Raw genomic sequence first — 9,666 nt, forward strand, 5'->3', positions numbered from 1 at the left:
TTACTCTCTTTCTAAGTTGCAAATCAGCAGACAATCTGTTGTTAATTGAATATAAAAATAAAGCTTCCCACGATATTAAAGTAGATAGTGTAAAAACATTTACTTATGGTTTGGTATTTGTTTCTCCAGTTGACGCTGAAATGAAAATTCAAGACACAAGAAATTATAAAAGAGATAGTGTATATAAAAAATACGGTTTATATATTCGAAATCAAGGATGTGTTATAGGAGATAAAGAAATGGATAAAGCGGTGAAAGCTTACCATAAAATAACAGATGTTTATCTCGAAAATAGAAACGGTAAGAGATGGCGAGAAAAAATGAACGAAGAATTAAATAATATTGATAAGAAATAAGAGAATCATTTATTAAATCAATTTTATAAATAAGAACATAACTAAAAAGTAATAATTATCATATTTCGAATAAAGTACAGCGTTTACTTTTGCCGAAATTTTAAAAACAAATAAAAGCTTAAAAGCAAAAACATAATGAAAGGCGTATTATTAGTAAACTTAGGTTCTCCAGAAAGTCCAACTCCAAAAGACGTAAAACCTTATTTAGATGAATTTTTAATGGATAAATATGTAATTGACGTTCCATATTTATTAAGAGCATTATTAGTTCGTGGTATTATTTTAAGAAAAAGACCTGAAGAATCGGCACACGCTTACGCGAAAATTTGGTGGGAAGAAGGTTCGCCATTAGTAGTTCTTTCAGAAAGAATGCAGAAAAAAGTACAGCCTTTAGTAAACGTTCCAGTTTCATTGGCAATGCGTTACGGAACTATGACAATCGAAAAAGGACTTCAAGAATTAAACGATAAAGGAGTTACCGATGTAATGCTTTTTCCATTATATCCGCAATATGCAATGGCTTCAACTTTGACAATTTTGGTTAAAGCCGAAGAAATTCGCAAGAAGAAATTTCCACACATGAAATTTACAGATGTTCCTGCTTTTTACAATAAACCAGATTACATCAAAAACTTAGCAGATTCAATTCAGAAACATTTAGTTGGATTTGATTATGACCATTTATTGTTTTCGTATCACGGAATTCCAGAGCGTCATATCCGCAAAACAGATGTAACGAAATCACATTGTAAAATTGACGGTTCATGCTGTAACACACCATCTCCAGCGCATGAGTTTTGTTACCGTCATCAATGTTACGAAACAACAAAACAAGTCATTAAATTATTAGGTCTTCCAGAAGATAAATACAGTTTGACTTTCCAATCTCGTTTAGCAGGAGATAAATGGCTTGAACCTTATACTGATGTTGAAATTGATAATATGCCAGCAAAAGGAATTAAGAAATTAGCGGTTGTAACGCCAGCATTCGTTTCTGATTGTCTTGAAACTTTAGAGGAAATCGCAATGCGAGCTAAAGAAGATTTCGAAGCAAATGGAGGTGAAGAATTTTTAGCAATTCCATGTTTGAATGACGATGACGAATGGTGTCAGACAGTAAGTAATTGGATTAACGATTGGGCAAAGTGATAGTAAATTTTATAATGGATCAGGTAAAAAAAATCTCGATTTTCTGTTTTGTCCTTATAACGATGATTGGATGTAAAAACAGAGAGACTTTTGTAAACAATAGTTTCTCTGATAAAACTTTCAATTGGGAAATTGCTATTCCAGATGACTATGAAAAAGTTGATTTAAAGGAAAAAGGAGCAATTAAAGGAGATACGGCTTTAGTGAAAAATAAACATTTAATTGTTGCTTTTAAGAGAGATAAAACTAATTATTTTTCAGCTAATTACGATAATTTGACAGGAAATGATGTTCAGGCGATTGATCTAAAGATGAAATTAAAAGATTTTCTCCTTCTAAAGAATATTGGTCAAATTTATCCAAAAGGCCAAATGGGAGATTATGCTGTAAGTACAGAAAATATTTCAGGTTTGGTTTTTAGAAAATCTAAAATTGAAATTACAGAAGAGGGAAAAAAAGTGGCAACATTAGTGATTTTTTCCAGAATTTTTAATGACAAAACCTTTGTTGCATCCATAGTTTATGAAGATGAAGATTATGGTAACGAAATGATTGATCTTTTTAAAAAATCTACATTTAAGAAATAATGGAATACTACAACTATCTAAAATCGCTGCATCTTATTTTTGTAATCACTTGGTTTGCAGGTTTATTTTATATTGTGCGTTTGTTTGTGTATCAAATAGAAGCCAGTGAAAAACCTTCACCTGAAAAAGAAATTTTGCAAGCACAATACAAAATTATGGCCTACCGTTTGTGGTACATTATTACATGGCCATCTGCGGTTTTGGCGAGTATTTTTGCTTTTTGGATGTTGTTTTTTACAGAAGCAGGTCATATTTGGATCAAAATGCCTTGGATGCACGTAAAATTGTGTTTCGTTTTCCTTTTGTATTTATACCATGGAAAATGCCATCAGATTTTTAAACAACTGCAAAACGATGAGGTAAAATATTCGAACAACTTCATGCGTTTATGGAATGAAGGCGCAACGATTATTTTGTTTGCTGTTGTTTTTTTAGTAGTTTTAAAAAGTGCCATCAACTGGATTTTCGGCGTAATCGGAATTGTTTTATTTTCGGTTTTAATTATGCTGGGATTCCGATTTTACAAACGAATTAGAGAAAAGAAATAGCTTTCAGTCGCAGTGACAGTTTTCAGTTTTACTGAGACTGAGACTGAGATTGAGACTGAATACTAAAAACTATGCTAAACTTCAAAATGTCAATGCTTTCTCTTCGAACCAGGATTTTCCTGTCGATGATTGTATTGATTGTGGTGGCATCTTTTTTATTGGCTTCGATTTCGATTATTCAGTTTAAGACAGAAGCCAAAGAATACCATCAGGAACGTTTAGAACGAAAAGAAAATGCAGTTAAAGAACACATCAATTACGTTCTGGCAACTACAACCTATCCGCTGAAAACCCAAAATCTGGATTTGATTTTTAAAGATAAAATCCACGAACTGGCGCAGATTCACAAAATTGAAATCAATATTTATAGCCTTGACGGAAAACTACTAAAATCTTCCAAAGAGTCTTTTGCCGTTGATAAAGTGGCACCTCCAATTCCTGAGTACATTCTAAAATTGGTTCGTTCTTCGATTGAAAAGCGATTTGTAGATATTAAAACAATCGATGGAGTTAAAAACCGTTCATCTTATAGTTTAATCAAAGACGAAAAATTCAAACCACTCGGAATCTTGAATCTTCCATATTTAGAAGATGACGGTTATTACGACAATGAGTTGAATACGTTCCTTATTCGTTTAAGTCAGGTATATTCTTTTATGCTTATCGTGGCTTTCGCGTTAGCGTATTTCCTTTCAACTTATATTACCAAATCACTAAAAACCATTTCAGATCGTTTGGAAGAAACCAATTTGGATCAGAAAAACGAGAAAATTGTTTTAGAAGCCAACAGCAAAGAAGTCAATTTCTTGATCAAAGCATACAACGGAATGGTGGACAAATTGGAAACGAGTGCCATTAAGTTAGCGCAAAGCGAAAGAGAAGAAGCTTGGCGCGAAATGGCGAAACAAGTGGCGCACGAAATTAAAAATCCGCTTACACCGATGCGTTTGACGGTTCAGAGTTTTCAAAGAAAGTTCGATCCAAGTGATCCAGATGTGAAGCAGAAAATGAATGATTACTCTGAAACCTTAATTCAGCAGATTGATACGATGACGTCTGTAGCTTCGGCGTTTTCGAACTTTGCTTCAATGCCGGCTCAGCAAAATGAAACGCTGAATGTTGTTGAAGTTGTCGAATTGGCTTTGGATATTTTCAACGAAGATTATATTTCTTTCGAAAAAGAAGAAGAAGAAATCATTTCTAAAATGGACCGAACGCAATTAATTCGTGTCATTACCAATTTGGTTAAAAATGCTACTCAGGCAATTCCGGAAAGTCAGTTTCAAAAATCTATTGTGGTTTCAGTAAAAAGAAGAAATGATAATGTTGAAATTGCCGTTAAAGACAACGGTATCGGAATCCAAAAACAAGATATTGGGCGAATTTTCGAACCAAAATTTACTACCAAAACAAGCGGTATGGGACTTGGACTCGGAATTATTAAAAACATCATCGAAAATTATAAAGGAACAATTACCTTTGAATCAACTTACGGAAAAGGAACTACTTTCAGAGTTTCTTTACCTATCACAAACTCATAAAACCAACAGTTATGAACTACGAAAATATCTTAATTTCTATTGAAGAAAAAGTTGCGACAATAACTATTAACAGACCTACTAAGCTAAATGCTTTAAACAAAGCAACGATTAGTGATTTGAGTAATGCCATTCAATCATTAGGACAAAACGACGACGTTCGCGTTATTGTTTTAACCGGAAGCGGAGAAAAAGCTTTTGTGGCTGGAGCAGATATTTCGGAGTTTGCAAATTATACCACTGTTGAAGGTGCTCAATTAGCGGCAGAAGGACAGGAATCTTTGTTTGATTTCATAGAAAATCTTAAAAAGCCAGTTATTGCAGCCGTTAATGGATTTGCCCTTGGAGGCGGATTAGAATTGGCAATGTCTTGTCATTTTAGAGTAGCTTCAGACAATGCTAAAATGGGACTTCCAGAAGTAACTCTAGGATTGATTCCAGGTTATGGAGGAACGCAGCGTTTACCGCAATTAATAGGAAAAGGGCGTGCAATGGAAATGATTATGACTGCAGCGATGATTACCGCAGAGCAGGCAAAAGATTTCGGTTTGGTAAATCATGTTGTACCTCAAGAAGAATTACTGTCGTTTACAAATGTAATCGCTCAGAAAATTATTAAAAATGCACCATTTGCCATCGGAAAAGCTATAAAAGCTATCAATGCCAATTTCAAAGACGGCAAAAATGGTTTCGATACTGAAATCAAATCATTTGGAGAATGTTTCGGAACAGCCGATTTTAAAGAAGGAACAACCGCCTTTTTAGAAAAACGTAAAGCTGAATTTACAGGAAAATAATTTTTCTTAACCGCAAAGGGCGCTAAGATTTACGCAAGGTTCGCTAAGTTTTTTTATTTTCTTTGTGTGCTTTGCGTAAATCTTAGCGACCTTTGCGGTTAAATAATAACATAAAGAGGATAAAAACTTAGCCTCTTAGTATCTCAGAATCTTAGAACCTTAAAAAAATGTACGAACCAATATTTGCCCTTTTTTGTGAACGAGTTAAAGAAAGCATCCAATCCGGAACTTTCGCTAAACTGACTTTGGCCAAAACGATGGGCGATACAGAACTTAAAAATGTGTATTTCCGATTGGTTTTAAATGAAGACAATACATTTTCCATTTCGCTAACTTTCCGATACAAAACAGAAGAAATAGAAAGCATTCATACTTTAGATGAAGCTTTATTGATTTTAGGAACACACATCAAAAATCCTTTTCTAACGGCACTTTTATTTACAACAAATGATGATGTTACCTTCAAAGTAAATAAAAAGAATGCAGGAAGTATTATTGAGCAAGCACCAACATTTAAAAATGCTTCGCCTGTAATGTTGGAAATGATTGAAAAAGGAATTGTTTAAAAACAAATGGTATAAAATATAAAATCCCAAAACCACTGAAGTTTTGGGATTTTTATTTTCTGTGTATCTCTGTGAAAAATCTCTGCGAATCTCTGTGGAACACACCTCTTAAACCAATTTTACAAACAAATTAGAAGCAATTTTATTCGAAATATATAATTCTCTTTCATTGACTTTAATTCGTACCGATAAATCGAAAGATTCTTTAGAAAGGAATTCAATCTTAGAACCCAAAGCAATTTCTTGTTTGTCCAGATATTTCAAAAACTCCGAAGAAGTATCTTTTACACCAACGCAAACTCCCGTTTGATTTTCTTCTAATTCAGATAAAAGCTGTTTTTCAATTTTGATGATTCGGCCGTTAGCATCCGGAATTGGGTCTCCGTGTGGGTCTTCAGTCGGATTTCCCAGAAAATCATCCAAACGATTAATCAATTGTTCCGATTTGATGTGTTCTAATTGCTCTGCAATATCGTGAACTTCATCCCAACTGAAATTTAGTTTTTCAACCAAAAATACTTCCCAAAGACGATGTTTACGAACAATCATTTTGGCAGCCAGTTTTCCATTTTCTGTTAAAGAAACACCTTGATATTTTTTATAATTCACCAAATCTTTTTCAGCCAGTTTCTTAAGCATATCGGTTACAGAGGAAGCTTTCGTTTCCATTATTTCCGCAATAGCGTTAGTGCTGACTTCTGTTTCCAAAGCAGCCGTTAGGTGATAGATTGATTTAAGGTAGTTTTCTTCTGAAAAAGTCATTTTTTTTTGAGGTTCAAAGCTACAAAGTTTCATAGGTTCATAGGGAAACTTTGTCCCTTTGTTCCTCTGAGTCTTTGCACCTTTTATTTAACAATCAACAAAGGTATTGAAATTTTATGTCTCAATTTGTCTACGGTTGTACCGAATAGAATATCTTTTAATCCAGTGTGGCCGTGGGTTCCCATAACGAGAATATCGAAATTGCCTTCGTTTATTATTTTTGGAATTATTTTGTTTGGTTTTCCAAAACCAAGTTCCGTTTTGATTTTGAATCCTTTTTCGGAAAGCATGTCTTTATATTTCAATAATAATTTCTCGTCGATGGTAGTTTCATGATCGTGAACGTGAACACCATACATCAAAGCGCCGACAGTTTCTACAATGTGAATAAGAGTATATTGAGTATCTAATCCACCTAGTTCAAAAGCTTTGTTTAAGGCAGCTTCATCGGCAGTCGAGAAATCTACAGAAACCGCAATGTTTTTAATGCTCTGACTTTCTCTTGGTGAAAACTTCAGTTTAAGATGGTGAGGCGAATGGTTGACATTCTTATTTTTTGCTTTTACAATGAAAGGATTAAAAATGATGTATAATAATAAACCTAAAAAGCCAAATGCCAAAGGAACAACAGTAAACCAAAGAATCATAGGATGATTGGAACTTTCTAACCAAGAAGTAATTTCGTCATAAACCAATTTTGCATTTAAGGATACAATAATGGTAGCGATAATCCAAGAAATGACCTGAGTGGTTCTAGAAATATGAAAACCTTTCATTTTCGATTTATCGCTCACAAAGTGAATTAACGGAATAATGGCAAATCCTAATTGTAAACTCAAAATCACCTGACTTAAAATCAAAAGTTTTCCTGTGACACTTTCGCCATAAATTAAAATCACAATTACTGCTGGAATAATCGCAATCAAACGTGTAATAATGCGGCGTACCCAAGGCTGAATTCTAAAATGAAGATAACCTTCCATTACGATTTGTCCAGCGAGCGTTCCTGTTACGGTCGAACTTTGTCCAGCTGCAATTAAGGCGATGGCAAATAAAGCTGGTGCCCATTTTGTTCCCAAAAGCGGTTCTAGAAATTTGTGCGCATCTTGAATTTCGGCAACTTCAAACATTCCGTTTTTATGGAAAGTGGCGGCTGCAAGAATCAAAATGGCGGCGTTTACAAAAAAGGCAAGGTTTAAGGCAATGGTAGAATCTATAAAATTGTATTTTAAAGCTTGTTTGATTCCTGCAGGAGTTCGGTCAAATTTTCTGGTTTGTACCAAAGAAGAATGCAAGTATAAGTTGTGAGGCATAACGGTTGCGCCAATAATTCCGATCGCGATATATAAAGCAGCCGAGTTTGGAATAGAAGGAACAAGTCCGGCTAAAACTTTATGCATTTCGGGTTCTGCAAAGATCATTTCAAAAATGAAAGAAAAACCGATTATAGCAACCAAAGCAATAATAAAGGCTTCCATCTTACGAATTCCTTTATTGATCAGGAAAAGCAGTAAAAAGGTGTCTAAAACGGTAATTAGAACAGCTTCTAATAACGGAATTCCGAAAAGAAGGTTAATTCCGATTGCCATTCCGAGAACCTCGGCAAGATCGCAGGCTGCAATGGCAATTTCGGCCAGAAAATATAAAATGTAGTTGATGTATTTAGAATACGTTTCTCTAGAGGCTTGCGCCAAATCGCGCTGCGTTACAATTCCAAGTCTAGCACTTAGACTTTGAAGAAGTAAAGCCATCAGGTTACTCATCAATAAAACCCAGACTAATGTATAGCCAAACTGACTTCCGCCGGCAATATCTGTCGCCCAGTTTCCTGGATCCATATAACCGACACTTACTAAATAGGCCGGACCTAAAAAAGCTAATATTTTTCGGAATCCTGTTTTTTTATGTTCTGTAGAAACGGATTCGTGGACTTCTTCTAATGATTTGCTCATTGTTAAAATATTGATTTTCCAAATATATAGAAAAATTATATTCGCTCAACAATATTTTTAGGCTTGTCTAAAAGTTAAATGTTAGAATTCAAACATTTTGGGCACAATCCAGAAAGCGTGAAGTTTATTTCGTTTACTTTATAGTTGTGTGGCATAATGTAGCTTGGTTTTACATTTTCAAGACAAGTGATTTCATGACAGTTTTCACAGCTAAAATGGGCGTGATTATGAATATGTACTCTCTGATGCGAATGATTGCATTTTGCATATTTTACCGTTCCGTCCAGATTTGAAATTTTATGAATAATGTCATCATTGACCAAACGATCTAAAATTCTATAAATGGTAACGCGATCGCAAACATCGTTTAATTGTTTTTGAATTTCGGTATGAGACAATGCTGTTTTAGATTTTTCAAATACCTCTAATACAGCTGTTTTCGCGGTAGTATTACGTGTTGTTTTCATTTTTATAAATTAAAAAATTTAACGCAACAATGTTGCATTTGATTTTAATATGTATATTTGCAACAAAATTGCATTAAGTAAAAGTACACAAAATGAAGAAAATAACGACGCCCTTTTACGATATTTTAGGAATTTCGAGCGCAACTATTTGTCTGGTTCATTGTTTGATTTTTCCACTTTTAACCATTCTTCCGTTAGGCTTAAGTCACAATCCTTTTGTCGATTTACTATTTGCTTCAATAGGTTTGTTTGCAATTTTCAAAATTACAAAAAAATCAACTCTTTTGGTTTCTTCTATTTTGATAGTTTCAATGACCTTGATTTGGATCAGTATTTTGGCCGACTTGTTTTTAGAAATTCATCTAGATCTCATTTATTTTGGCGGAATAGGAATGATCATTGGGCATTTGATTAATTACAAATTACACAAAAAACACAATCATTAAAAAGTAGTACTCATGGAAAATAAGAGTTTTGACGTAATTATCGTTGGAGGAAGCTACAGCGGACTTTCGGCAGCAATGAGTTTGGGACGTTCTCTACGTCAGGTTTTGGTTATCGACAGCGGTTTGCCTTGCAACAGACAAACACCGCATTCTCATAATTTTATTACACAAGATGGTGAAAAACCCGCCGTAATTTCGGCGAAAGCCAAATTACAAGTTGATATTTATAAAACAGTTCAATTCTATAATGGACTTGCTGTAAAAGCACTTAAAACAAATAAAGGATTTGAAATTACGACTGAATCTGGAGAAATTTTTAAAGCGAGAAAGGTATTGTTTGCGACAGGCGTCAAAGATTTGCTTCCAGAAATTGAAGGTTTTGCAAATTGTTGGGGAATATCGGTTTTACATTGTCCGTATTGTCATGGTTATGAAGTGAAAAACGAAAAAACAGCCATCATTGCCAATGGCGAAATGGGATTTGAGTTCGCCAAACTG

The 9,666-nt window shown here is 34.2% G+C and carries 11 protein-coding genes and 1 pseudogene; 9 read left to right on the forward strand and 3 right to left on the reverse strand.

Annotation, left to right across the window (positions count from 1 at the left end; translation table 11 throughout):
- From VGE71_RS08010 to VGE71_RS08040, 7 genes and pseudogenes are all read left to right on the forward strand, one after another.
- Positions 1 to 356: pseudogene (locus VGE71_RS08010) on the forward strand (hypothetical protein); the annotation flags it as partial.
- A gap of 135 nt (positions 357 to 491) precedes the next feature.
- Positions 492 to 1,505 (forward strand): ferrochelatase, encoded by a 1,014-nt coding sequence (gene hemH / locus VGE71_RS08015; protein WP_331137855.1) that lies wholly within the window; start codon positions 492 to 494, stop codon positions 1,503 to 1,505.
- Between the two features lie 14 nt (positions 1,506 to 1,519).
- Positions 1,520 to 2,092 carry a hypothetical protein gene (locus VGE71_RS08020; RefSeq protein WP_331137856.1) on the forward strand — a complete coding sequence of 191 codons (573 nt, stop codon included), beginning with the start codon at positions 1,520 to 1,522 and terminating at the stop codon, positions 2,090 to 2,092.
- Positions 2,092 to 2,640 (forward strand): CopD family protein, encoded by a 549-nt coding sequence (locus tag VGE71_RS08025; RefSeq protein WP_331137857.1) that lies wholly within the window; start codon positions 2,092 to 2,094, stop codon positions 2,638 to 2,640. Before VGE71_RS08020 ends, VGE71_RS08025 begins: the two co-directional genes overlap by 1 nt.
- 125 nt (positions 2,641 to 2,765) lie before the next feature.
- The gene (locus VGE71_RS08030) at positions 2,766 to 4,181 is read left to right on the forward strand and encodes a HAMP domain-containing sensor histidine kinase (protein WP_331137862.1); all 1,416 of its coding nucleotides are present in this window, start codon (positions 2,766 to 2,768) and stop codon (positions 4,179 to 4,181) included.
- Positions 4,182 to 4,192: 11 nt separating this feature from the next.
- On the forward strand, positions 4,193 to 4,975 hold the full coding sequence (locus VGE71_RS08035; protein WP_331137858.1) for an enoyl-CoA hydratase/isomerase family protein: 783 nt from the start codon (positions 4,193 to 4,195) through the stop codon (positions 4,973 to 4,975).
- 167 nt (positions 4,976 to 5,142) lie between these two features.
- Positions 5,143 to 5,541, forward strand: a complete 399-nt coding sequence (locus tag VGE71_RS08040; RefSeq protein WP_111425377.1) for a hypothetical protein — start codon at positions 5,143 to 5,145, stop codon at positions 5,539 to 5,541.
- A gap of 108 nt (positions 5,542 to 5,649) precedes the next feature.
- On the opposite strand, the gene VGE71_RS08045 is transcribed toward VGE71_RS08040, so the two are convergent.
- The 3 genes from VGE71_RS08045 to VGE71_RS08055 form a co-directional block, all read right to left on the reverse strand.
- Positions 5,650 to 6,303, reverse strand: a complete 654-nt coding sequence (locus VGE71_RS08045) for a metal-dependent transcriptional regulator (protein WP_331137859.1) — start codon at positions 6,301 to 6,303, stop codon at positions 5,650 to 5,652.
- Between the two features lie 83 nt (positions 6,304 to 6,386).
- Positions 6,387 to 8,255, reverse strand: coding sequence for an Nramp family divalent metal transporter (locus tag VGE71_RS08050; protein WP_331137860.1), 1,869 nt, complete (start codon positions 8,253 to 8,255; stop codon positions 6,387 to 6,389).
- Between the two features lie 74 nt (positions 8,256 to 8,329).
- Positions 8,330 to 8,722 carry a Fur family transcriptional regulator gene (locus VGE71_RS08055; protein ID WP_144216567.1) on the reverse strand — a complete coding sequence of 131 codons (393 nt, stop codon included), beginning with the start codon at positions 8,720 to 8,722 and terminating at the stop codon, positions 8,330 to 8,332.
- Positions 8,723 to 8,814: 92 nt separating this feature from the next.
- Between VGE71_RS08055 and VGE71_RS08060 the strand changes: the two genes are divergently transcribed.
- On the forward strand, positions 8,815 to 9,168 hold the full coding sequence (locus VGE71_RS08060; protein WP_144216569.1) for a MerC domain-containing protein: 354 nt from the start codon (positions 8,815 to 8,817) through the stop codon (positions 9,166 to 9,168).
- 12 nt (positions 9,169 to 9,180) lie between these two features.
- Positions 9,181 to 9,666, forward strand: a 486-nt coding sequence (locus VGE71_RS08065) for an NAD(P)/FAD-dependent oxidoreductase (RefSeq protein ID WP_331137861.1), incomplete at its 3' end; no start/stop codon positions are given.

Source organism: Flavobacterium sp. (assembly GCF_036405015.1).
GTDB lineage: Bacteria > Bacteroidota > Bacteroidia > Flavobacteriales > Flavobacteriaceae > Flavobacterium.

Excerpts from the sequence above, each read along its gene's own strand:
- hemH (WP_331137855.1), top strand. The coding sequence starts at position 492 with ATGAAAGGCGTATTATTAGTAAACTTAGGTTCTCCAGAAAGTCCAACT.
- VGE71_RS08020 (WP_331137856.1), top strand. The coding sequence starts at position 1,520 with ATGGATCAGGTAAAAAAAATCTCGATTTTCTGTTTTGTCCTTATAACG.
- VGE71_RS08025 (WP_331137857.1), top strand. The coding sequence starts at position 2,092 with ATGGAATACTACAACTATCTAAAATCGCTGCATCTTATTTTTGTAATC.
- VGE71_RS08030 (WP_331137862.1), top strand. The coding sequence starts at position 2,766 with ATGATTGTATTGATTGTGGTGGCATCTTTTTTATTGGCTTCGATTTCG.
- VGE71_RS08035 (WP_331137858.1), top strand. The coding sequence starts at position 4,193 with ATGAACTACGAAAATATCTTAATTTCTATTGAAGAAAAAGTTGCGACA.
- VGE71_RS08040 (WP_111425377.1), top strand. The coding sequence starts at position 5,143 with ATGTACGAACCAATATTTGCCCTTTTTTGTGAACGAGTTAAAGAAAGC.
- VGE71_RS08045 (WP_331137859.1), bottom strand. The coding sequence starts at position 6,303 with ATGACTTTTTCAGAAGAAAACTACCTTAAATCAATCTATCACCTAACG.
- VGE71_RS08050 (WP_331137860.1), bottom strand. The coding sequence starts at position 8,255 with ATGAGCAAATCATTAGAAGAAGTCCACGAATCCGTTTCTACAGAACAT.
- VGE71_RS08055 (WP_144216567.1), bottom strand. The coding sequence starts at position 8,722 with ATGAAAACAACACGTAATACTACCGCGAAAACAGCTGTATTAGAGGTA.
- VGE71_RS08060 (WP_144216569.1), top strand. The coding sequence starts at position 8,815 with ATGAAGAAAATAACGACGCCCTTTTACGATATTTTAGGAATTTCGAGC.